The organism is uncultured Clostridium sp., assembly GCF_934754915.1.
In the GTDB taxonomy this organism is placed as follows: domain Bacteria; phylum Bacillota; class Clostridia; order Clostridiales; family Clostridiaceae; genus Clostridium.
This window is the reverse complement of record NZ_CAKVKB010000014.1, coordinates 23184-47039: the sequence shown is the minus strand read 5'-3', so window position 1 is coordinate 47039 and position 23856 is coordinate 23184. Positions and strand designations below refer to the sequence as shown.

Sequence of the window (23856 nt, the reverse complement as noted above, 5' to 3'; positions counted from 1 at the left end):
ATCTAAGACTCATATCATCATCTACAAATAAAACATTATACATTATTAATCACCTGCTTTTCAAAATCTTTAGTGCATTTTCCATATCATAAGATTCAAGGAATTCCTCCATGCTTTTGAATTCTTCTTCTTTAAAATATTTCTGCAGATTTTCCTTATTATTTTGAAATATGTCTACAGCCTCTATATCTCCATTCTCTATAGCCTCCTTAAGTTTACATATAATATTCTCCGTATCTTTAATTTCATTGTCTGTTTCATTTGAATTATCCTTACTTTCATTTGCTATAATCTTATTTATTTCATCTAAAGTACTTTTATATATAGATGAAAATTCATAAATATTTTTACTTATATCATCATACTGTTCATGTTTTATGTACTCTCTAAATTTAATTATTGTATCATAGAGTTTTTCTGCTCCTATAGAACCGCTAATACCTTTTAATGTATGAAGAATATCATCCATTTTTTCATATTCTTTATTATCAAATATTTTCTTTATTTCATCTGCTGATTCACTATAATTTTTTACAAATCTTTTCAATATATCCACATATAGATTTTTATTGTTTCCAAGATTAACAATTGCTTTTTTCATATTTATATAATCATATAAATTGTCTTCTCTATTATCAAACAAATTTAAATTTTTGCTCTTTTCATTATCACAGACCCTATATTGAAATACCTCTTTTAATTTTGATATCATGACATCAATATCTAAAGGCTTTGTTAAAAAATCATCAATTCCTAAATTCTTTTCCTTATTTTTCATAAAACCTATCCCATCTGCACTAAGAGCCATTATATATGATTCTTTGCACAATCCATTTTTCCTTATCCTTTTTGTAGTTTCATAACCATCCATTTCTTCCATACGTATATCCATTAATATAAGATTAAAAAATCTCTTTCTGCACAATTCCACTGCTTCAAATCCACTATTTACAATCCATATATCAAATCCATAATCTTTAAGAAGTTCCTTTTCCATAATGCTGTTTATCTCATTATCATCTACAATTAATACTGTAATATCATCAAAATAAACCTTTTCTTCCATATATTCTTGCAATTCAATTTCTTCTTTTTCTTCATTAGTTGCTCTTTGAAGAACTACAGTTACATAAAAAGTGCTTCCAACACCATACGTACTCTCAACAGTAACATCTCCATCAAATAACTTAGCAAGTTTTTTACATATAGCAAGTCCTAATCCTGTTCCACCATATTTTCTTGTTATAGAAGCGTTGGATTGTTCAAATGGTTCAAATATATTCTTGATTTTATCCGGCTTTATTCCTATTCCAGTATCTTGAATTTCAAATATAAATTTTATTCTGCGAAAATTTATATTCTTCCATGAAACTTTAAGAGTTATTCCTCCTGTATTCATAAATTTTAATCCATTAGATATAATATTCATTAAAATCTGATTGAGTTTTGTAACATCTCCATAAACAAATTTAGGTGTATCTTCTTCCATAAAAAGATTAAAATATAAACCTCTTTTTTGTGATTCATTTAGAAATACTTTTCTAAAATTAGTCATATAATTATGAAAATCAAATACAACATTTTCAATTTCAAACTTGTTATTTTCAAGTTTTGAAAAGTCCAATATGTTATTTATTATATTCATCAGGTTCTTTGCTGCAAATTTAGACATATTTACTGCATTCATCTGCTTATCAGTAAGAGTTGTATTTGAAAGAATCTGATTATATCCTATTATAGTATTTAATGGTGTTCTTATTTCATGACTCATAGTAGCTAAAAATTCACTTTTAGCATTATCAGCTTTTACAAGATTTTCATATAGTGTATTAAACTGCTCTGCTAGTATACGAAGTTCTTTTGAACCTTCAGGTTTTAGATTATATTTTTTTGTTCTAGAATAAGTATCATTGAGTATTTTAATATAATTTGTTATTGGAAACATAAATGCTTTATAAAAAACAATAAGTACAATTATTACCAATACAAAACTTAATGACAAAAGACATGTTTGCACTGTTAATGCTTCAGTTGTACTTTTAATAGATTTATTCATCTCCATTGTTAATCTGTCATTAATACTTGTTTGGAAATTTTTTATTGAACCTGAAATTACTTTTTTACCTTGAAGATATTCTTCATTAAAAAGAATTTCCAATGCCTTTTGCTTTTTTTCTTCCTCATTCAGTTTTTCATCAGACACATTAAGTTTATATTTTAATAATTTATCAGGTAAATTTAAATTCTCTATCTTTAAACTTTCTATTATAAGTTTCATAGCTCTCAATTCTGTATCCATCAAATAATCTGAATATTCCTTTGCAAGACTTACATTACGCTTTTCACTTTCTGATAGTTTCATTGTATTCAGCTTTTCAATTACTTTTTCTCTATTCTTATTTATCTCAACTTCTTCCCAATAATCATCAAGATACCGAAAATCTTTAGTTACAACAAAATTTCTAACTTCTTCTGTCATATAATCTGATGTCTGAACTAAAGTCTGACTTATCTGCTCATATTCATATCTCAAGGTCTCTTCATTTTGCTCATTTTTTATGCATATGTGTATGTACATAACACTGTATATTATTGAATATATAATCAAAAATAACAGACATGAGATTAAAAGATTAATCCATTTCTGACTTATAGCAAATTTTTTCACATTACCACTCCCCTATTATTTTTATTGAAATATATATTTCAATTGACAATGAAGAATAAAATCATTTCAAGATTTCTTTAATTTTTATATATATTAAACAATTTGCAATGTAATTTTAATATTGAAACATATATATACAAAATTCTATAATATATCTATAAAACAGCTATAAAATTCCAACAAGAAAGGATTGCTTTTATGAATAATAAAAATGAAGATATTAACATATTGATAGTAGATGATACTCCAGAACACATACATATTGCCAGTTCAATATTAAAATCACTAAACTATTCTATAAGAGCTGCTAATAATGGTACTACTGCCCTTAAGCTTATTGAAAAGAAAATCCCTACTTTAATTCTTCTTGATGTAAATATGCCAGATATTAATGGTTTTGAAATATGCAGCATGCTAAAATCAAATCCTCTTTATGAAGATATTGCAATAATATTTATCACTGCTTCAGAAGATGAATACAGCATAAGTAAAGGATTTTCATTAGGTGCACAGGACTACGTCGTTAAACCTTACAATTCCTCTGAACTCCTTGCAAGAGTAAATACACATATAAAATTAATCTTACAGAAAAGAGAACTTAAAAAAGCATATGATGAACTCAATAAATTCTGTCATACTGTTTCTCATGATTTAAAATCACCACTTCTTGTTATAATTCAACTCATAAATCTTTTATGTTCAGAGCTTGAGCCTAATCAATCTGAAGACGTAAAAAACATACTTCACCAGCTTACTTCTAAATCAGAAGATACCATTCTAATGATTGAAAGATTGCTAGAACTATCAAAAATAAATCAGTTTCAATGCAATTTTGAATCTGTTAATCTTACAGAAATAGCTGAAACAATTTATAATGAATTATCTTCTTTAGAACATTCACGTAATATTAAATTTAACTGTTCAAATCTTCCTGTTATAAAAGGAGATAAAACTTTAATTAAGCTTCTATTTCAAAATATACTTTCAAATGCATTAAAATTTTCACGTAATTCAAACCCATCTATCATAGATATAACCTGTAAAAAGACTTCCAAATTTATTTACATATATATTGAAGATAATGGAGTAGGTTTTAATATGAAATATTCAAATAAACTGTTTCATGTGTTTGAGCGTCTTCACAATAAAGAAGATTTTGAAGGCTCTGGAGTAGGACTTAGTATAATAAAACGAATCATGGAACATCATGATGGACAAGTTGAAATATATAGTGAATTGAATAAAGGCACTAAAATAACTCTTGCTTTTCCATTATATTCATTAATTGCTGATAAATTTTAATACAATAACATTATTTATATGGTGATTTTTTTTCATTAAAATCTCATTTTCACAGCCAGCCATAATTATTATTACTATAAATTATCTGATTAAACAAAAAACGTGCTACGGAAATAAATCCGTAACACGTCTTCGCATTACCTCTAATAAAATTATTATAAATCTATATTATTTGAAGGTCAAACAATTTTTAACAACCGGCTATTAATCCCAGCCTAATTTTTTTCTTGCTTCTTTAAAATCTTCTACTATCTTATTCGCAAGCCCCTTAGGATCAACAACAACATTCATGGTAGATCCCAAAATGTCTTTTGTTCCAGTCTTAAGGAATTCAGATACTTTTTCTGATCCTTGTACTGGTGCCTCAACACAATGATAAGAATTTACACCAAATAACCTGAATGCTAATGCTGCACCTATTCCTTTTTCATTAGACCATTCAGGACTTGCTAATGCATAAGGCATGTCCTTAATATCATGTCCACTTGCTGCTGCCACTCCAGCAAATACTCCTGATGCTCTTGTATTATCTATACATTCACCCATATGCCATACTGGTGGAAGATCTGTTTCTAAGAATTCTTTTAAACCATCTCCACACTTATTTACAGCATCTAAATTACAGAATCCTAGTTTTAATAATGGGAATGATGCACATCCATTAGTCAATACTAAAACATTATTTTTAAGAAGAATTTCTGTAACATCCACTATAGCTCTTTCATAAATAACTCTTGGATTATTACATCCAACAAGATTTACTATTCCAAGTATTTTTCCTGATTTTAACGCATCAGCTAATGGCTGCATGCTTCCAAATCTCTTATTTATGTATTCTACTGAAAATCCTATTTCAGCAGTTGTTTCATATGGTGGAATAAATACAGGCATTCCCTGTCTATCCTTAAAACTTTCTATTGCTCTATCTACAATCTTTCTAGCTAATGCATTAGTTTGATCCATATTTGAATGATAATGATCATATGCATAATGTTCTGCTCCTGGAAGTCTAGCACTATCACTTGTTGTTACAACTGTAGTTTTGTGACATCTAGCAACATCCATTATTGAAGGGAATACATCTTGTACATCTGCAACCCATAAATCCAAAGCACCTGTTCCTAAAACAAGTTCTGCTCCAACAGCATTAGATAATGGAATTACTCCTGCATATCTGTACATTGCAGAAAGTCCACTGCAGCATATTCCATAAAATTGTATTCCTTTTGCACCTGCTTCTTTTGCTTTATTGATAAATTCTTCTGTTTGTCCAACCTTTACTATCTCACTTACTAATGTAGGAAGATGTCCATGAACTGCAATATTAACATATCCTTTTTTCAAAGCCCCAACATTTACTTTAGAAGTAGCTCTGCCTCCTATTCCAAATAGACCATCTGTAGCGATTGCTGAACCTACAACTCCTGAAAATACAAATGTTAACCCACATCTTAAAAATTGTTCCATTACATTTTTCCAGTCTCCATCAGTGGCTGCACCTGTTCTATGATATGCTTCAAAAACTTCATGATAAGCACTTATAGGAAGTATACCCAAATCACTCCATACTTTTTGTCTTTCTGGTGGAGCACATGCAGTTATTGTTTTATATTCCCCGGGTACTGTTCTTGATAAATCTTCAAGAAGAACATCAGCAAGCTGAGAAGCTATCTTTTTTATGCTCTTTCCTTTTGTTTTGATTCCAAATTGTTCTGCAGTTGCTTTAACCTTTTCCTTTCCTATTATAGGAAGATCTAAAGTTCCTTCTCCTGCTTTTTTTAATGATAGCATTACTTCTCTTGCATGCATACCATGCTGAGCAACTCCAGCTGCTAAATTTCTTAATAAATTTCTTGCAACTATTAAATCTGCATCAGCCCCACAAACTCCTCTTGAACTTTTAGGAGTTATCTTACAAGGCCCCATATTACATATTTTACAGCACACACCTGCAAGACCAAATGTACATTGAGGTTTCTGTTTATCAAATCTGTCAAATGTTGTATCAAAACCTAATTGATTCATATTCAAAATCATCTGTTTTACTGCTGGATCTGGGGTCTTATCTAATACATCCTGTTTACTTGCAAATGTCTTCCTATATTCATTTACAGCCTGTATATAGTCCTTAACTTCATGACCCTTTTCATGATGATGGTTGTGAGGATCATCCCCTTCTATAAGTTCATGGTGATATCTTACTTTTCCAAATAAATCAGTTATGTTTTTATTTTCCATAAATTCCTCCACACATTATAGTTATAATTAACAGTTGAATATTCAACTGTTTAATTTATCAATTTTTATTAATTATTAAACAAATACACACAATATTTTTCAATTTATTTTAAAACATTTAACTTTTTTATCCTTATAATATATAATATACATTATTTTTGATACAATAACAAATATTCCACTTAAAAATTGACAATTCCAATAATTTTATTCAATACAGATTTCATATCTCTTCTCTGTTCTTATTTCATTTTGCTTTTTGAAACATATAATAATTTTCTTCACCAATATTTCAAAATACTACTTAAAATATAAATTCATATGTTCTAATAATAAAACCACATAATAATTAAAGAAATCATGAAAAGATTTCATCCTTCATTGTCAATTGTACTTTGTTAATTGAAATATATATGTTCCAAAAAACTCATTTTAAATATAGAATTCAACATTTTTATTTAGATTTTGTTCAAGAATATGGAAAATCTCATCTTTCTTTAAATAGAATGAACTGCTTGATCTTTCATCTGTCCTACTCAAATCATTTTCCATGACTTTTGTTATTTTCCCTGGATTTGGAGATAATATAACTATTTTGCTTCCAAGATAAACAGCTTCTTCTACATCATGTGTTACAAATATTACGGTCATCTTCTCTTCTTTATGTATTTTCAATATATCTTCCTGAAGTTTTATTCTTGTTATAGGATCTAATGCACCAAATGGTTCATCCATAAATAGAATTTTAGGTCTGCTGGCAAGAGCTCTTGCTATTGCAACTCTCTGTTTCATTCCTCCAGATAATTCAGAAGGATGGTGATTTTTAAATTTTTCAAGACCTACAAGCTTAATATATTTCTCACTTATTTCTTTTCTTTCTTTCTTGGGAATCTTTAAACTTTCAAGTCCAAGTTCCACATTTTTCTCTACACTTCTCCATGGAAGAAGTCCATAATCCTGAAATATTGTTAATCTATCTATTCTTGGTTTGTCCACTTCTTCATTATCAATTAAAATTTGACCTTCTGTTGGTTTTTCAAAACCTGCTATCATATTTAATAATGTACTTTTTCCACATCCACTTGGACCTAGAAGGCATACAAATTCTCCTTCATCTATCTTTAAATTTATATTATCTAATGCTTTATATTCTTTATTATCACTTTTAAAAATTTTTGTTACATTCTTAATTTCTATACTGCTCATCGATCCACTTCCCCAAAAAATATTTTATGACTTCTATCTTATGACTCTATGACTTTACCCCATCTTATACTTATAGTTCTTTCAATTTTTCCTATTAATTTATCTAATATAAGACCTATTACTCCAATCAAGATTATTCCAGCTAAAAGCATATCAGTTCTCAAATTATTTCTAGCATCTATTATTAAATATCCTAACCCTGATTGTGCTCCAACCATTTCCCCTGCAACAAGGAAAATCCATGCTGTTCCAAGAGCTATGTGCATAGCATTTGCTATATAAGGAAATATTGCTGGAATTACAATCTTTGTTATAAGGTAAATTCCCTTAATTTCAAAATTTCCTGCCACTTTCAAGTAAGTTTTATCTATTTTTTTTACTGCTGATACTGTTGATAGCAATACTGGGAAAAAACCTGCAATAAATATTATTGCAATAGCTGGAAGATTACCTATTCCAAAAGCAATTACTATAAATGGAAACCACGCTGTTGGAGATATTGGTCTAAGTACCTGAACAATAGGATCAACTATATCCCATATTTTTGTATACCAGCCCATTATAAGCCCTAAAATTATTGCAACTAATACTGATGAAATATATCCAACAAAAAATCTATAAAGACTAATTCCTATATACTCAAATAAAAGTCCACCTTCAAACAGTTCCTTAAATGCTTCAAAAACATCTTTAGGAGATGGAATAACTGTATTTCCTGTCTTGCTTGATAATGAAGCAAATATCCATAGTAATACTAATATTCCTAAACCTATTGTAACATTTATACATTTCTTCTTATTCATTATTCCACCTCTTCCAAAAGTGAATTATCAACAAAATCTTCATATGAAATTTCACTATCTAAAAGATTCATTTCTAAAAGATATTTGCTTAATGTGTCATAATCCTCTTTTTCAATCTTTAATTTATCAAATTCAATCCATCCAAGAGATAATTCTAATGCATCTCCACTGACATTAAGAAAACTTTTTGATAATTTTTTTGTGTCTTCTTTATTCGCAGATATATATTGTGATGCCTTTTTATATCCATTCACAACTTCTTTAGCTTTTTCCCTATTGTTTTCTATAAACTCACCTCTAAGAACTAATGAGCAGCATATTGAATTTGGAATTATTTCTCCAGATTGTTTTAATACTTTTCCATTATTAACTGCAACTGATTTAGCTCCAAATGGTTCTGCAACACAATATCCATCTATTCTTTTTTCTTGAAGTGCAACAGGCATTTCTGCTGGTGAAAGTTCTACAATATTAATATCGTTATAAGTCATGTTTTCACTTTTTAATAATTGATATAATAAAATATTATGTGTTGAAAGTTTATTAGGAATTGCAAAATTCTTTCCTTTTAAATCTGATACACTATTTATATCATTTGAAACAATTACTGCATTTCCATCTGTATGACCAAGTGCCACTGCCTTTAAATCTATTCCTTGTGATTTTGCTTTCATTGCAAGTTCAATTAAAACTGATGCCCCATCAATTTTTCCTGAATTTAAAGCTTCCATAAGTTCTGGCCATGAACCAAACTTAACTAATTCTATAGCTGAATTTTCTTTTTCTTTCTCAACATAAAGTGGTATTGCATGAGTTATTGGAAGGTATCCTATTTTTATTGAATTTTCATTTCCAGATGCACTTCCATTATCTGATTTATTGCTGTTTCCACATCCAGCAAAAATGCTTACTATGCACATAACACACATAATTAATGAAAATTTTCTGAATAATATTTTAAGTCCCCTTTTGTTTACATTATTGCTTTTTACATTGCTTACTTTCTTTTTCATTAATCTGCCCCCTATAATTATGAAATATGTTGATATAATTACTCTGATTTAAATTCAATAAAAAAGCTGTTCCTCAAAATAAGAAAACAGCATAAAAAACTTCGACGCTTACATTCTTATCTCTCAGACATATATCATATCTGCAGGAATTAGCACCTTAAATTAAATAAAATGATATATAATTCAGGTTGCCAGACGTCACAGGGCCAGTCCCTCAGTCTTTCTTGATAAAAATTATTTATTTAATTTTAGTAATCATATCACTTTGATATGATTAATTATATAGATTCATTTCTCTCATGTCAACATAAAAATGGAAAATATTCAAAAAATAAATTTTTATTACTAAATTCAGGTTATTCTCCTAGCATTGTGGTTCCTTTCCAAAAACCTGTTCTTTAAGTTTTAGACCTGAAGGTGTTATTGCAATTCCTCCAAGAGCTGTTTCCCTTAATTCTACTGGCATAGATCTTCCAACTTTATACATTGCACTTACAGCATCATCAAAGGGTATTTTTGCTTCAACTCCTGCCATAACCATATCTGCTGTACATAATGCTGTTACAGCTCCTTGAGCATTTCTTTTCGCACAAGGAATCTCAACAAGACCTCCTACAGGATCACATACAAGACCAAGTACATTTTGAAGAATTATTGAACCTGCATCAAGACTCATTTTAGGAGTTCCACCCATCATTTCCACAACTGCTGCTGCCCCCATAGCTGAAGCAGAACCACATTCTGCCTGACATCCTCCTTCAGCACCTGATAGTGTTGCATTCATTCCTATTATCATTCCAACAGCAGCTGCCGCAAGAAGACCTTTTATAAGTCCATCTTCATCAAGTTCAAGCTGTGCACCAGCTGCAAGTATTACTGCTGGAAGAATTCCACATGATCCTGCTGTTGGACACGCCACTATCTTTCCCATTGAAGCATTAACTTCAGATGATGATAACGCCATAGCCATAGCAAGATTTGTTGCTGTTCCTGTCAATGTCTTTCCTTTTCTTACATAATTATTTATTTTAAATCCATCTCCACCAATTAGTCCACTTACAGAATGTACTTCTTTATGTCTTCCTTCTGATGCAGCTGAAATCATTACTTGAAGATTCTTTCTCATTTTTTCTATTACTTCTTCTCTTGTCATACCTTTTTCTTCAACTTCACACCTTATTGCATATTCGCTTAATGAAATATGGTGTTTTTTGCATATTTCTAATAATTCTTCTCCTGTTTTTGCAAGCATCTTTTTCATCCCTTTATAGTTTATTTTTATTATTGATATTATTCTTTTGCTGGACTTATTGAAATAACATTATACACAAGTTCAATTTCTTCAATTTTCTTTTTTGTCTCTTCACTTACTTTGCTGTCCATTTCAAAAATCATAGTAGCTTCCTGACCTTTTCTATCTCTAAAAACTTTCATGAAAGCAACATTTATATTTTGACTGTAAAGTATATGTGTAACATCATGAATTACCCCAGGTGCATCTTTGTGAGTAACTATAAGTGTTTCATACATTCCTGTAAATTCCACTTCATTATCATTGACTTCACAAATCTTAATATTACCTCCACCTATTGATGATCCCATGACTTCACAATATTTATCATCTGATGTTCTCATTATAAATTTAACAGTATTAGGATGAACATCTCCCAAATCTGCTTCTTTAAATAAAAATTTAATTCCTTTTTCTCTAGCAATATCCATAGAATTTCTAAGTCTTTCATCACTAGGTTCCATTCCAAGTATTCCTGCAACTAAAGCCCTATCTGTTCCATGTCCCTTATAGGTTTTGGCAAAAGAACCATGAAGAAGAAATGTAACTTCAGCAATATCTCCTCCAGCTATACTTCCTGCAATTTTGCCAAGTCTGGCAGCTCCTGCTGTATGTGAACTTGAAGGTCCAATCATAATTGGCCCTAGTATATCAAAAATTCCTATACCTTTCATAATATACTCCTTAATCTTCTTGTATTTTAAAATATTCTTTAGTATATTCAGCTAAATAATTACATAGCTTTGACAATAAATCAAAATCATCCGCTCAATTAATAAACAAAAAATCTTAAAAAGATTTCATCATTCATTATCACTTGTAAATTGGAAAATACATATTGTTAATCTAAAATATATTCTTTAATATTTATTAAAGCATAATATATAAAAAGTATCTATACTTTATTTTATCCTTTACTAATGCAAAATATAAATTTTTATTAATGATATTCTTAACTTACTCTTTATAAAAATAGTATTTATATACACTTTGTTAAAAGAATAACCAAGCAGACTAATCTTTTAGGATTAAACGCTGCAATAGAATCAGCTCGCGCTGGAGAATATGGTAAAGGCTTTAGTGTGGTTTCAAATGAAATACGAAAACTTCCACAATCAACTAAAGAATCTGTTTATAAAATAAATGTTATCTTAAATTCAATTTCAAAATCTGTATCTGAAATCAAAGAAAAGTTCAATAGTTCAAACAATATATTAATTGATCAATCTAAAGCACTTGAAAACATAAACTTAGAAATACAAAACTTAAGCTCAGATGCAGAATCATTAAAAAATTTTGCTAATATTGATTAACAAAAAAGGAACTGCCTCATAAAAATTATAATTATAATCTTTATAAGGCAGTTTATTATTAATATCTATAAAAACATGATCCTCCAATAAATTCTCTTAATATGGAATTCATAGGAACCTCATCCACATTTATTTCTCTAAAAAAGTTTAGGAATGCTTTCAATCTTCTTGCTTCAGCATAAACAGAACTTTCCTGTGGAATCTTTTCTAATTCTCTGACAGCAAAAGGTTTCAATACTCCAAGTTCATATACAAGTGTAGAATTAAATACAGCATCGGCTTCTTCCTGATATATAAATATGTTTTTCTTTTCTCCTCTTTTTATTGAAGGCCACATCTTCAACGTTTCTTCTGCACCATATCCCCTTGATATAGAATCTCTTACTATCCTTCTCACTTTTCTTGAATCAGTAGTTGAAATTCTATTATGATTATCAATATTTAATTGTGTAAGTGCAGATATATATATCTTAAATACATTTTTCCTTAATTCTTTTGATATAAGTTTGGGATTTAGTCCATGTATTCCTTCTAATATTAAAACTCCATTCTCAGGAAGTTTTACTTTATTTCCATTCCATTCTCTTTTTCCTGTTTTAAAATTATATTCTGGAAGTTCAACTTCAATGCCTTTCATAAGATGTTCAAGATTACTGTTCAGAAGTTTTAAATCAAGCGCTTCAATGGATTCATAATCATAATCTCCATTTTCATCTAATGGCGTCTTATCACGATTAACAAAATAATCATCTAAAGAAATTCGAATTGGAATCATTCCATTTACTCTAAGCTGTATGCCCAATCTATTTGCTAAAGTTGTCTTACCTGAAGAAGATGGACCAGCAATAAGAATTATCTTGATACCTTTTCTGTTATTTACTTCATCAGCAATATTAGCTATTTTCTTTTCATGAAGAGCTTCTGCAACCATTATTACATTCTGCATTTCATTATTAGCTAATTTTTCATTTAATGTTCCGACATCACTAATTCCTATTATGTTTAGCCACTTTTTAGTTTCTTTAAATATTTTTGAAAGACTTTTCTGTTCCTTAAAGGGCTCTAATGTAACTAAATTATTCATATCTGGTCTTCTTAGTATGAATCCAGATTCATATTTTTCTAAATCAAACAGATTAATTACACCTGTAGAATATGCCATACATTCATAGAAATAATCATACATGCCATCTAATTCACAAAGCTGAATCTCTTCCATATTACAATTTTCAAAAAGTTTTACTTTATCTTTCATATTATAACCAGAAAATATCTTTATAGCTTCTTCTTTTGAAACCTTCACTCTTCTTATTGGTATATCAGCATTAATTATTTCTTGCATTCTATTTTTTATTTTTATCAATTCTTCTTCTTTAAGTTCAGTGTCCTTATATATCTCTCCATAAATTGCTTTGCTTATTGAATGTTCAATAGTTATTTCTGCATTCTTGAACAATTCAAGTGCTGCTTTGATAAATATAAATTGAAGAGTTCTTGTGTATATATCCATTCCAAGTTCAGTATTAAATCCAATTATTGAAATATCTCCATCTTCACTTATAGACTCATTTAATTCATGATTTTTTCCATTAAGTCTACATATGGCTGCATTCTTAAGGACTTCTGTTCCATTTTCAGAAAGCAGTTCATAAAATGTCATACCTTTTTTAGCTTTAAATGTTCTATATAAAATATTATCTTTGTCCTTTAACATGCATTTTTCAGCTCCCTCTACAAGATTATCTAATAAAAAATATAATTAATAAATCAATTATATTTTTTATAGTGTCCAAATTAAAAATATAAATTCTACAATTATATAAATTAAAATCAATAGTACTATACCTAAATATTTTATTATTCTCTTCTAAAATCTGCAAATGTTCTTCTAAGTATATTATAGTTTTTCTTCTATAAATTGTTCACATCATTATAAATAATGTTTCCATGTATAATAATTCTACTTTTACAGATATTATAATTAGAGGTGTTTAGTTTATGATTATTGTATGTATAAGAACAATTTTATTATATTCTATTGTAGTTTTGGTTATGAGATTAATGGGAAAGCGTCAGATTGGTGAACTTGAGCCTTATGAATTTGTAATAACAATAATGATTTCTGATTTAGCTTCATTGCCAATGCAAGATCAGAGATATCCACTTCTTCAAGGAATTGTACCAATTATAACCTTATTATTCTTAAAAACCTTAATAACTCAAATAGAATTAAAAATTCAGAGTGCTCGTAATATATTAGATGGTTCTCCATGTATTCTCATATATAATGGAAAAATCAACTATGATGCATTAAAAAAACAACAGATAAATCTTGACGAATTATTCGAAGAGTTAAGACTTGCAAAATGCTATAATCTTAATGAAATTCAATATGCCATTTTAGAAAACAGTGGTCAATTATCAATTCTGCCTAAAAATTATAATACTAACAATAGCAGTAGTGACAAGACATCAAATTCAAAGTTAATCTTTCCTAAAATCCTTGTAGCTGATGGAAAAATAAATAAAAATTCCATAACATCTATAAACAAAGATAGTGAATGTATTATGAACACACTGAAAAAACATGGAATTGATAATATTGATAATATACTTATAGCAATGTACGATACTGAAGGCAAATTTTTTGTGCAATATTATGATGACTACGAAAAGGAGTGTGCTCTATGAAAAATGCAATAATATCAATAATTATTTTTTTCAGTTTATTGATTTGTATTTTCTTTCTAAATAATTCTGTAGTCAATTTATGTGATTCTATCATTGCTACGACTGATGATTTAGAAATAATGCTATTAAATGGAGATTATGATACAGCTTATGAAAAATCAACAGAACTATTAAACTCTATTGAAGAAAATATATTTTCTGCTTCAATATATGTAAATCATCAGGATTATGATATCTTGAAATATGAGACCGCAAAATTATGCATATACATTTCCAAAGATGATATAAGTGAAGCTTTTGCTTCATTACATTATATAAAATACGGAGCAGATACAATTAAAGATCTTCAAAACGTTACTATAGGCAATATATTTTAAAATATTGTCTATTATTTTTTCTCTTCTTTTGCATATTTATTGCATAAATATATTGTACATTATAATTTTTTATGCATAAAACTTTATTTTTTATGAATATTTTTACACAAAGTGTTGATTTTTATGCATAGCGGTTGTATAATTATAAAAAAAACAAGTTAATTTAGTAATTTTATTATTTTTTTACATAACTAACAATGTATTATAAGAGGGGGCTTTTAAAATGGCAAAATATAATAAAGTAGTTTTAGCTTATTCAGGAGGATTAGATACATCAATTATAATTCCATGGTTAAAAGAAAATTATGGATGTGAAGTTATAGCTGTATGTGGTAATGTTGGACAAAAAGATGAATTAGACGGACTAGAAGAAAAAGCAATAAAAACAGGAGCATCAAAATTATATATAGAAGATTTAACTCAAGAATTTGTTGATGACTATATCTTCCCTACTATTCAAGCTGGTGCAATATATGAAGGAAAATACTTACTTGGAACTTCATTTGCAAGACCTTTAATTGGAAAGAGATTAGTTGAAATAGCTAAAAAAGAAGGTGCAGATGCAATATGTCACGGATGTACTGGTAAGGGAAATGATCAGGTTAGATTTGAACTTGCAGTAAAGGCATTTGCTCCAGAAATGCCAATAATAGCTCCTTGGAGAGTTTGGGATATCAAATCTAGAGAAGAAGAAATTGAATATGCAGAATCAAAAAATATTCCATTAAAAATAAATCGTGAAACTAACTATAGTAAAGATAAAAACATCTGGCATTTAAGTCATGAAGGATTAGACTTAGAATTTCCAGAAAATGAACCAAAATATGATAAAATCTTAGAGCTTTCTAAAACTTTAGAAGCAGCACCAGATGAACCTACTTACATCACTTTAACATTTGAAAAAGGTATTGCTGTTGCTTTAAACGGTAAGAAAATGAACAGTGTTGAATTATTAGAAGCACTTAACAAAGTTGGTGGTGAAAATGCTATAGGTATTACTGACATGGTTGAAAACAGACTTGTTGGTATGAAATCAAGAGGTGTTTATGAAACTCCAGGTGGAACTATCCTTTATGCAGCTCATAAAGACCTTGAAGAAATCTGCTTAGATAAAGAAACAGCTCACTACAAACAACAAATCGCTTTAAAATTTGCTGATTTAGTATACAATGGTCAATGGTTCACTCCTCTTAGAGAAGCATTAACTGAATTTGTTAATAAAACTCAAGAAACTGTTACAGGTGAAATCAAATTAAAATTATATAAAGGAAACATCGTAAATGCTGGTATGACTTCACCATACTCATTATACAGTGAAGAATATGCTACATTTGGAGAAGATGGTGTTTACAATCAAAAAGATTCAGCTGGATTTATAAGTCTTTATGGACTACCATCAGTAGTTAGAGCAAAAATGCAAGCAAGCCTTAAGAAAGAGGTTAAATAATATGAAACTTTGGGGCGGACGTTTTAAAAAAGGAACTGACAAAAGTGTTAATGATTTTAACTCTTCTATTCCATTTGATTCAAGAATGTATCGTGAAGATATCGAAGGAAGTATTGCTCATGCTTCAATGCTTGGAGATCAAGGTATAATTTCAAAAGATGCCAGTGACAGAATTGTTTCTGGCCTCCTTGAAATATTAAAAAGAATTGACAGTGGTTCAATTGAAATAGATATGACTTCTGAAGATATCCATAGCTTTGTTGAAGGTACTTTAACATACTACATTGGAGAAAATGGTAAAAAACTTCATACTGGAAGAAGCAGAAATGACCAGGTTGCTTTAGATTTAAAGCTTTATTTAAGAAAATCATTATTAACTGTAAAGGAAGAACTTATAAGTCTTGAAAAAGTTCTTTTAAAGAAATCTAATGAAAATATAGATACAATAATGCCAGGCTATACTCATCTTCAAAAAGCACAGCCTATAACTCTTGCACTTCACTTTTTAGCTTATGCTGAAATGTTTAAACGTGATATTACAAGAATTGAAGACTGTCTTGAAAGAATGGATACAATGCCACTTGGTGCAGGAGCTCTTGCTACTACTACTTATCCTTTAGACAGAGAAGCTGTAGCCAAAGCCCTTGGATTCTCAAGACCTACTGTAAACAGCTTAGACAGTGTATCAGACAGAGATCATGCAATTGAAGCATTATCTGCATTTTCAATGATAATGATGCATCTTTCAAGATTTTCAGAAGAGATTATTCTTTGGTGTTCAAATGAATTCAGCTTTATAGAACTTGATGATGGATATAGTACAGGAAGTTCTATAATGCCTCAGAAAAAAAATCCTGACGTTGCAGAACTTGTAAGAGGTAAAACAGGTAGAGTTTATGGTGATCTTATGACACTTCTCACTGTTATGAAAGGTATTCCTTTAGCATATAACAAAGATATGCAGGAAGATAAAGAATGTCTATTTGATGGACTTGATACAGTTCTTCTTGCACTTACAACATTTACTGGAATGATAGACACAATGAGAGTTAAAAAAGATAACATGAGAAAAGGTGCTGCAAAAGGATTTACAAATGCTACTGACCTTGCAGATTATCTTGTTAAAAAAGGAATGGCATTCAGAGATGCTCATGGTGTTGTAGGTGAGATAGTTCTTGAATGTATAAAACAAGATAAGATGATAGAAGAATTAAATCTTGATGAACTTAAGAAATTCTCTCCTATCTTCGAAGAAGACGTGTATCATGCAATTGACCTTGTTACATGTGTAGAAGAACGTAAGGTTATAGGTGGTCCTTCGAGAGAATCAATTAAATCTCAAATTGAATCATTAGAAAAGTTTATAAATAATCATATGAACTAAGGATAATTTAATTAAAGATAATTATACAAAAATAAGTTTTAAAGAAGAATTTTTAAACTTTATTTAAGAGTTCTTCTTTAAAAATATTTCTATGGAAAATATATATTCCAATTGACAATAAAGGGCAAAATCTTTTCAAGATTTCTTTAATATCATGGATTTTTATTATTTGGAATATATAAAACTATATTTCAGCTAATCAATTAACTTAAATCAACAAGTTGTAAAATTTATTTTTTAAACTGTTTGATTGTTAACTATTAACTGTCAAATAAAATCTGGAGGCTATATAAATGACAAAAATAGGAATAATCGGTGCTACTGGATATGTTGGTGCTGAACTTTTAAGATTATTATTATCACATCCAAAAGTTGAAGTTGCAGCTTTAAGCTCAGTTTCATTTGAAGGACAGGAAATAAGCAATGTATATGTTAACTTTTTAAACAAAACAGATTTAGTATGTGAAACTGCTGAAGATGTTATTGCAAAATCAGATGTTATCTTTACAGCATTACCTCATGGATTAAGTGAAGATATAGCAAAAAAAGCCGTTGAAAACAACAAAATCTGTATCGATATGGGTGCTGATTTCAGATTATCTAGTGAAGCTGAATATGAAAACTGGTACGGAAAAAAATTCAATCAGCCTGAACTTCATAAACAATGTGTATATGGACTTCCTGAATTAAATAAGGATAAAATCAAAAAATGTAAGCTTATTGCTAATCCTGGATGTTATCCAACTACTATTAATTTAGGATTAATGCCATTATTAAAAAATTCATTAATAGAAACAAAAAATATAATCTGTGATTCAAAATCAGGTACAACTGGTTCAGGAAGAGGTCTTTCTCAGACTACTCACTTCCCTGATGAAAATGAAACATTTGCTCCATATAAAGTTGGTGCACATAGACATACACCAGAAATTGAAGAAATCCTATCTACAATGGCAGATGAAAAGGTAACTGTAACATTCACTCCTCATCTTCTTCCAATCAACAGAGGTATAGTTTCAACAATATACTGTACTCCTAAAAAAGAAGTAAATCTTGAAGAAATACATAAACTTTATGAAGAATGTTACAAAGACATGCCTTTTGTACATGTACTTCCATTAGGTCAAACAGCTTCTATAAAAAATGTAAGATTTTCAAATGACTGCTATGTTTCACTTCACTTAAATCATAGAAAAGATCAAATAATAGTAGTAAGCACAATTGATAATATGATAAAAGGTGCTGCCGGACAAGCTATTCAAAATATGAATATAATCTTAGGTTTTGATGAAACTGAAGGATTAAACTTAATAGCACCTGCGTTTTAATCAATATCAAATAACTAAAGAGAAATCAATTATCTATTGAACTAAAAGGGGGTTTTTATTTATGGAAATAAAATTTATAGACGGAGGAGTTACTGCTCCAAAGGGGTTTCTTGCATCAGGTATCCACTGTGGTATCAAACAAGGTTCTTCTTCAGTAAAAAAGGATTTAGCTTTAATTTATTCTGAAGTACCAGCTAATGCTGCTGGCATGTTCACAAAAAATAAAGTTAAAGGGGCTCCTATTTACATATGTAAAGAACACTTAGCAAATAAAAAAGCTCAAGCAATAATAATAAATAGTGGTAATGCAAACACATGTAATGGTGATGATGGTTTAAATAAAGCAAAAAAAATGACAGTTCTTCAAGCAAAAGCTTTAAATTTAAAAGCTGATGATGTTTTAGTTGCTTCTACTGGAGTTATTGGTGTTCCTTTAAACATTGATGCAATAAAAGATGGAATTCCTCTACTTACAGAAAAATTATCTAAAAACGGAAATGAAGATGCAGCTTCTGCCATTATGACAACTGATACTTACATGAAGCAGTTAGCTGTTGAATTTAATGTAGGTGATAAAAAAGTAACAATTGGTTCAATGGCCAAGGGTTCTGGAATGATTGAACCTAATATGGGAACTATGCTTTCATTCTTAACAACAGACCTTTCAATATCTCCTCAGCTTCTTGATGAAGCTTTAAAATCAACTGTTACTGTTACTTACAACAGAGTAAGTGTTGATGGAGATACAAGCACTAATGATTCTATTTTCATCTTAGCTAACGGACAGGCTGGTAATCCTACTATAACTGAAAAAGATGAAAATTATGATGCTTTTGTAAATGCATTAAAAGAAGTAAATACAATTATGGCTAAGAATATTGCCAAAGATGGTGAAGGTGCAACAAAACTATTAGAATGCCAGATTTCTGGTGCTGCAAGCGAAAAAGATGCAGTACTCTTTGGTAAAAGTGTAATAAATTCAAGTCTTGTTAAAACAGCAATGTTTGGAAGTGATGCTAACTGGGGAAGAATTTTATGTGCTCTTGGTTATGCAAATGTTGAATTTGATCCTGAAAAAGTTAATGTTTCCTTTGCAAGCTGCGGTGGAGAAATTGAAGTATGCAAAAATGGAAGCTCAGTTGCTTTTGATGAAGACTTAGCTAAAAAAGTTTTAGACCAAAAAGAAGTAATAATTAAAGTAGACTTATGTCAAGGCAATTTCAGTGCTTATGTATGGGGATGTGACTTAAGTTATGATTATGTAAAGATTAATGGAGATTATAGAAGCTAAGAAAACTATTATTTAATATATTTCTTATTACAGGATGAAAATTATTTTTTCATCCTGTAATTCAAAAACGGGGGGTTTATTTTGAATTATTCAGAAAGAGCTGAAATATTAGTCAATGCACTTCCATATATACAAAAATATCGTGGAAAAATCGTTGTTATAAAATATGGTGGAAATGCAATGATAAATGAAGAATTAAAAGAAACAGTCATTAATGATATTATCTTGATGAAATGTGTTGGTATTGAACCTGTAGTAGTTCATGGTGGAGGTCCAGCTATTTCAGATTTAATAAAGAGATTAAATCATAAGAGCGAATTCATTAATGGCTTAAGATATACAGATGATGTAACCATAGAAGTTGTTCAAATGGTTCTTGGCGGAAAAGTAAACAAGGATTTAGTTTCATTAATTCAAAAGTTTGGTGGAAAAGCTCTTGGATTATGTGGTATGGATGGCGGTTTAGTAAAAGCCAAAAAATTAGAATCGGATGTTGATTTAGGATATGTTGGTGAAGTTACTGAAGTTAATACCGATGTATTGAAAACTGCTATGAATTCAGGATATATTCCTGTTATTGGAAGTGTTGCGCTTGGTGAGGATGATGATAAACCTTACAATATAAATGCAGATACATGTGCATCAAAAATAGCATCTGCTTTAAAAGCTGAAGAATTAATACTTCTTACAGATGTTCCAGGAGTTATGAAAGATCCAAGTGATCCTTCTTCTTTATTAAGCACATTAAGACTTCATCAGATACCAAAATTATGTCTTGAAGGAGTCATCAAAGGTGGTATGATTCCTAAGATAGACTGTTGTGTTGAAGCTGTAAGAATGGGTGTTGAAAGAGCCATAATATTAGATGGACGTATACACCACTCTATTTTACTTGAATTATTTACACCTGAAGGTGTTGGAACAATGATATATTAGTTACATCAATTGACAATGGACATTTGTCAATTATAGAAGAAATATTATGAGATTTCTTTGATTAAAGTTTTATTATGAAAAAATATAAATTTATATTTTGCATAATAATATTTTGAGTTTATTTATATAAAAAATCTATATGTATATTTCATATAAAAAGGGGGATTAAATAAATGGCATATGATTTTAACGAAGCAAAAAATCATTTAGTAAACAGTTATGGTCGTTTAGATCCAGTAATAGTTAAAGGTGAAGGCGTTTATCTTTATGACCAGGATAATAATAAATATTTAGATTTTACAAGCGGAATCGGTGTAAGTTCACTAGGTTATGGAAATAAAAAATGGGTTGAAGCTACTTCTAAACAATTAAATACACTTGCCCATGCTTCAAACATATTTTTTACAGAACCAAGTGTAAAACTTGCAAAAGAATTAACTGAAAAAGCTGGAATGAAAAAAGTTTTCTTTGGAAACTCTGGAGCTGAGGCCAATGAAGGTGCTATAAAATTAGCCAGAAAATACAGCTTTGATAAATATGGTGAAGGAAGAAGTACAGTTCTTACTTTAATACAATCTTTCCATGGAAGAACTATTACAACTTTAAAAGCTACTGGACAAGAAAAATTTCATAAATTCTTCTACCCTTTCACTGAAGGATTTAACTATGTAAAAGCTAATGATATTGAAGATTTCAAAGAAAAACTTACACCTGATGTATGCGCAATAATGCTTGAAGCTATTCAGGGTGAAGGTGGAGTTATTCCTTTAAATAAGGATTTCGTTCAAGAAGTCGTTAAAATATGCAATGAAAAAGATATTCTTGTAATCTTTGATGAAGTTCAATGTGGTATTGCTAGAACTGGAAAATTATTTGGATATGAAAATTTTGATGTCAAAGCTGATATCGTAACTGTTGCAAAAGGCTTAGGTGCAGGACTTCCTATTGGTGGATTCCTATGTAATGAAAAAGTTCAGGATGTATTCCAACCTGGTGATCATGGTTCAACTTTTGGTGCTAATCCTGTTGTATGTTCAGGTGCATTAGTGGTTCTTGATCAATTATGCAATGAAACTTCTTATAAAGAAATTGCTGAAAAAGGCTCTTATGTAAGAGAAATCATTGAAAAAGCAAACAATCCAAAAGTTGTTGATACACGTGGAATGGGATTAATGATTGGAATAAAAGTTACATGTGCTCCTTCTCTTGTTCAAAAAGAATGTCTTAAAAAAGGATTATTAGTATTAACTGCTGGAAAAGATGTTGTAAGACTTCTTCCACCACTAATAATCAGCAAAGAAGAATTAAAACAAGGTGCAGATATAATCCTTGATGTATTATCAAATATAAGTGAATAATTAATAAAAATTTTGCAATTCAATTGATTATTAGGACACTTTCATTATTTAATCATCAAATAAGCTGTCATATATTGAAACTCATTATAATGGTATTTTATTATTAACATGTATTTATGAAATCATTTCATAATTTCTATTGTCCTTTATCAATTGCAATTGCCTTTGGGGGTATTTTCGTGAAAAAAGATTTGTTAAAAATGGACGACTTATCAAAAGAAGAAATTTTAGATATATTAAATTTAGCTGATCAGCTTAAATACGAACAGAAACATGGCATAGAACATCCTCTTTTAAAAGGAAAAAGTTTAGGCATGATTTTTGAAAAAGCTTCAACAAGAACAAGAGTATCTTTTGAAGTAGGTATGTATCAATTAGGAGGAAATGCTTTATTTTTAAGTGATAAAGATTTACAGATAGGACGTGGTGAACCTATTGAAGATACTGCAAGAGTTCTTTCAAGATTTATTCAAGGAATTATGATTAGAACTTTCTCACAAGAAGAAGCTGAAACATTAGCTAAATATTCTTCTATTCCTATTATAAACGGATTAACTGATGAAGAACATCCATGTCAAGTCTTAGCTGATCTTATGACAATAAGAGAAAATAAAAACATCCTTGAAGGTTTAAAAGTTGCTTTCGTTGGAGATGGAAATAATATGGCTCGTTCACTTATGATTGGCTGTCTTAAAGTTGGAATGAACTTTTCACTTGCTTCTCCTGAAAAATATACTGTTTCACAAAAATATTTAAATCGTGCAAAGGAAATTGCTGAAAAGGAAAAAGTTCAATTCATATCAACAACTTCACCTGAAGAAGCTGTTAAAGATGCTGATGTAGTCATTACTGATGCTTGGGTTAGTATGGGACATGAAGATGAAGCAAAAGAAAAGATTCCACATTTTCAAGGCTTCCAGGTTAATTCTGAACTTCTAAAAGCTGCAAATGAAGATGTTATGGTTCTTCACTGTCTTCCATGTCATAGAAACGAAGAAATAACTCCTGAAATTCTTGAAGCACATGCTGATGAAATATTTGATGAATCAGAAAACAGATTACACGCTCAAAAAGCTGTACTTGTTAAGTTAATGAAATAACATTGATTCTTTAATATGATAAATGAAGTCAATTAATAATATTTAATACTATTAATTGACTTCATTTTTTATTCATATTTATTAAATAATAATGTTCATATTTTTATATT

General features: G+C 29.4%; 19 protein-coding genes and 1 riboswitch. Of the genes, 11 read left to right on the top strand and 8 right to left on the bottom strand.

What is annotated here, in order from left to right; genetic code table 11:
• Window positions 1–49: 49 nt before the first annotated feature.
• Complete coding sequence (locus Q0F58_RS04370) at window positions 50–2668, bottom strand: ATP-binding protein (protein ID WP_294373003.1); 2619 nt, start codon at window positions 2666–2668, stop codon at window positions 50–52.
• 198 nt (window positions 2669–2866) lie between these two features.
• On the opposite strand from Q0F58_RS04370, the gene Q0F58_RS04365 reads away from it, so the two are divergent.
• Window positions 2867–3970, top strand: coding sequence for a hybrid sensor histidine kinase/response regulator (locus Q0F58_RS04365; RefSeq protein WP_294373001.1), 1104 nt, complete (start codon window positions 2867–2869; stop codon window positions 3968–3970).
• 204 nt (window positions 3971–4174) lie between these two features.
• On the opposite strand, the gene cooS is transcribed toward Q0F58_RS04365, so the two are convergent.
• The 6 genes from cooS to sdaAB form a co-directional block, all read right to left on the bottom strand.
• Window positions 4175–6208: an anaerobic carbon-monoxide dehydrogenase catalytic subunit gene (gene cooS, locus Q0F58_RS04360; RefSeq protein WP_294373000.1), complete on the bottom strand. Its 2034-nt coding sequence runs from the start codon at window positions 6206–6208 to the stop codon at window positions 4175–4177.
• 432 nt (window positions 6209–6640) lie between these two features.
• Window positions 6641–7414, bottom strand: a complete 774-nt coding sequence (locus tag Q0F58_RS04355) for an ABC transporter ATP-binding protein (RefSeq protein ID WP_294372998.1) — start codon at window positions 7412–7414, stop codon at window positions 6641–6643.
• A 38-nt stretch (window positions 7415–7452) separates the two neighbouring features.
• Window positions 7453–8217, bottom strand: coding sequence for an ABC transporter permease (locus Q0F58_RS04350; RefSeq protein ID WP_294372995.1), 765 nt, complete (start codon window positions 8215–8217; stop codon window positions 7453–7455).
• Entirely contained in the window at window positions 8217–9230 is a 1014-nt protein-coding gene (locus Q0F58_RS04345) for an ABC transporter substrate-binding protein (RefSeq protein ID WP_294372993.1), read from the bottom strand. The genes Q0F58_RS04350 and Q0F58_RS04345 overlap by 1 nt, the downstream gene beginning before the upstream one ends.
• A gap of 113 nt (window positions 9231–9343) precedes the next feature.
• A riboswitch (SAM riboswitch) is annotated at window positions 9344–9464 on the bottom strand.
• Between the two features lie 130 nt (window positions 9465–9594).
• Window positions 9595–10482, bottom strand: a complete 888-nt coding sequence (gene sdaAA, locus Q0F58_RS04340) for an L-serine ammonia-lyase, iron-sulfur-dependent, subunit alpha (RefSeq protein WP_294372991.1) — start codon at window positions 10480–10482, stop codon at window positions 9595–9597.
• 38 nt (window positions 10483–10520) lie between these two features.
• Window positions 10521–11195: an L-serine ammonia-lyase, iron-sulfur-dependent subunit beta gene (gene sdaAB / locus Q0F58_RS04335; RefSeq protein ID WP_294372988.1), complete on the bottom strand. Its 675-nt coding sequence runs from the start codon at window positions 11193–11195 to the stop codon at window positions 10521–10523.
• Window positions 11196–11498: 303 nt separating this feature from the next.
• Between sdaAB and Q0F58_RS04330 the strand changes: the two genes are divergently transcribed.
• Window positions 11499–11834, top strand: a complete 336-nt coding sequence (locus tag Q0F58_RS04330) for a methyl-accepting chemotaxis protein (protein WP_367118150.1) — start codon at window positions 11499–11501, stop codon at window positions 11832–11834.
• Between the two features lie 58 nt (window positions 11835–11892).
• Here Q0F58_RS04330 and Q0F58_RS04325 read toward each other — a convergent pair whose 3' ends face one another.
• On the bottom strand, window positions 11893–13548 hold the full coding sequence (locus Q0F58_RS04325) for a nucleoside kinase (protein WP_294372986.1): 1656 nt from the start codon (window positions 13546–13548) through the stop codon (window positions 11893–11895).
• A 284-nt stretch (window positions 13549–13832) separates the two neighbouring features.
• Here Q0F58_RS04325 and Q0F58_RS04320 point away from each other — a divergent pair, with 284 nt between their 5' ends.
• The 9 genes from Q0F58_RS04320 to argF all read left to right on the top strand — a co-directional run bounded on the left by Q0F58_RS04320 (window position 13833) and on the right by argF (window position 23746).
• Window positions 13833–14525 (top strand): DUF421 domain-containing protein, encoded by a 693-nt coding sequence (locus tag Q0F58_RS04320; protein WP_294372985.1) that lies wholly within the window; start codon window positions 13833–13835, stop codon window positions 14523–14525.
• Window positions 14522–14902, top strand: a complete 381-nt coding sequence (locus tag Q0F58_RS04315; protein WP_294372983.1) for a DUF4363 family protein — start codon at window positions 14522–14524, stop codon at window positions 14900–14902. Before Q0F58_RS04320 ends, Q0F58_RS04315 begins: the two co-directional genes overlap by 4 nt.
• Window positions 14903–15125: 223 nt before the next feature.
• Complete coding sequence (locus Q0F58_RS04310) at window positions 15126–16349, top strand: argininosuccinate synthase (RefSeq protein ID WP_294372981.1); 1224 nt, start codon at window positions 15126–15128, stop codon at window positions 16347–16349.
• Between the two features lies 1 nt (window position 16350).
• Entirely contained in the window at window positions 16351–17733 is a 1383-nt protein-coding gene (gene argH / locus Q0F58_RS04305; protein ID WP_294372979.1) for an argininosuccinate lyase, read from the top strand.
• A gap of 293 nt (window positions 17734–18026) precedes the next feature.
• A complete protein-coding gene (argC, locus tag Q0F58_RS04300) occupies window positions 18027–19061 on the top strand; it encodes an N-acetyl-gamma-glutamyl-phosphate reductase (protein ID WP_294372977.1) in 1035 nt (344 codons plus the stop codon).
• A gap of 61 nt (window positions 19062–19122) precedes the next feature.
• Window positions 19123–20352 (top strand): bifunctional glutamate N-acetyltransferase/amino-acid acetyltransferase ArgJ, encoded by a 1230-nt coding sequence (gene argJ, locus Q0F58_RS04295; RefSeq protein ID WP_294372975.1) that lies wholly within the window; start codon window positions 19123–19125, stop codon window positions 20350–20352.
• Window positions 20353–20430: 78 nt separating this feature from the next.
• Window positions 20431–21288 (top strand): acetylglutamate kinase, encoded by an 858-nt coding sequence (gene argB / locus Q0F58_RS04290; protein ID WP_294373005.1) that lies wholly within the window; start codon window positions 20431–20433, stop codon window positions 21286–21288.
• A gap of 173 nt (window positions 21289–21461) precedes the next feature.
• Window positions 21462–22646 carry an aspartate aminotransferase family protein gene (locus tag Q0F58_RS04285; protein WP_294372973.1) on the top strand — a complete coding sequence of 395 codons (1185 nt, stop codon included), beginning with the start codon at window positions 21462–21464 and terminating at the stop codon, window positions 22644–22646.
• Between the two features lie 179 nt (window positions 22647–22825).
• Window positions 22826–23746 (top strand): ornithine carbamoyltransferase, encoded by a 921-nt coding sequence (gene argF / locus Q0F58_RS04280; RefSeq protein WP_294372971.1) that lies wholly within the window; start codon window positions 22826–22828, stop codon window positions 23744–23746.
• Window positions 23747–23856 lie beyond the last annotated feature (110 nt).

What these genes read in the sequence shown, in the direction of transcription:
- Q0F58_RS04365 (WP_294373001.1), top strand. Translation starts at nt 2,867, where the DNA reads ATGAATAATAAAAATGAAGATATTAACATATTGATAGTAGATGATACT.
- cooS (WP_294373000.1), bottom strand. Translation starts at nt 6,208, where the DNA reads ATGGAAAATAAAAACATAACTGATTTATTTGGAAAAGTAAGATATCAC.
- Q0F58_RS04355 (WP_294372998.1), bottom strand. Translation starts at nt 7,414, where the DNA reads ATGAGCAGTATAGAAATTAAGAATGTAACAAAAATTTTTAAAAGTGAT.
- Q0F58_RS04350 (WP_294372995.1), bottom strand. Translation starts at nt 8,217, where the DNA reads ATGAATAAGAAGAAATGTATAAATGTTACAATAGGTTTAGGAATATTA.
- Q0F58_RS04345 (WP_294372993.1), bottom strand. Translation starts at nt 9,230, where the DNA reads ATGAAAAAGAAAGTAAGCAATGTAAAAAGCAATAATGTAAACAAAAGG.
- sdaAA (WP_294372991.1), bottom strand. Translation starts at nt 10,482, where the DNA reads ATGCTTGCAAAAACAGGAGAAGAATTATTAGAAATATGCAAAAAACAC.
- sdaAB (WP_294372988.1), bottom strand. Translation starts at nt 11,195, where the DNA reads ATGAAAGGTATAGGAATTTTTGATATACTAGGGCCAATTATGATTGGA.
- Q0F58_RS04325 (WP_294372986.1), bottom strand. Translation starts at nt 13,548, where the DNA reads ATGTTAAAGGACAAAGATAATATTTTATATAGAACATTTAAAGCTAAA.
- Q0F58_RS04320 (WP_294372985.1), top strand. Translation starts at nt 13,833, where the DNA reads ATGATTATTGTATGTATAAGAACAATTTTATTATATTCTATTGTAGTT.
- Q0F58_RS04315 (WP_294372983.1), top strand. Translation starts at nt 14,522, where the DNA reads ATGAAAAATGCAATAATATCAATAATTATTTTTTTCAGTTTATTGATT.
- Q0F58_RS04310 (WP_294372981.1), top strand. Translation starts at nt 15,126, where the DNA reads ATGGCAAAATATAATAAAGTAGTTTTAGCTTATTCAGGAGGATTAGAT.
- argH (WP_294372979.1), top strand. Translation starts at nt 16,351, where the DNA reads ATGAAACTTTGGGGCGGACGTTTTAAAAAAGGAACTGACAAAAGTGTT.
- argC (WP_294372977.1), top strand. Translation starts at nt 18,027, where the DNA reads ATGACAAAAATAGGAATAATCGGTGCTACTGGATATGTTGGTGCTGAA.
- argJ (WP_294372975.1), top strand. Translation starts at nt 19,123, where the DNA reads ATGGAAATAAAATTTATAGACGGAGGAGTTACTGCTCCAAAGGGGTTT.
- Q0F58_RS04285 (WP_294372973.1), top strand. Translation starts at nt 21,462, where the DNA reads ATGGCATATGATTTTAACGAAGCAAAAAATCATTTAGTAAACAGTTAT.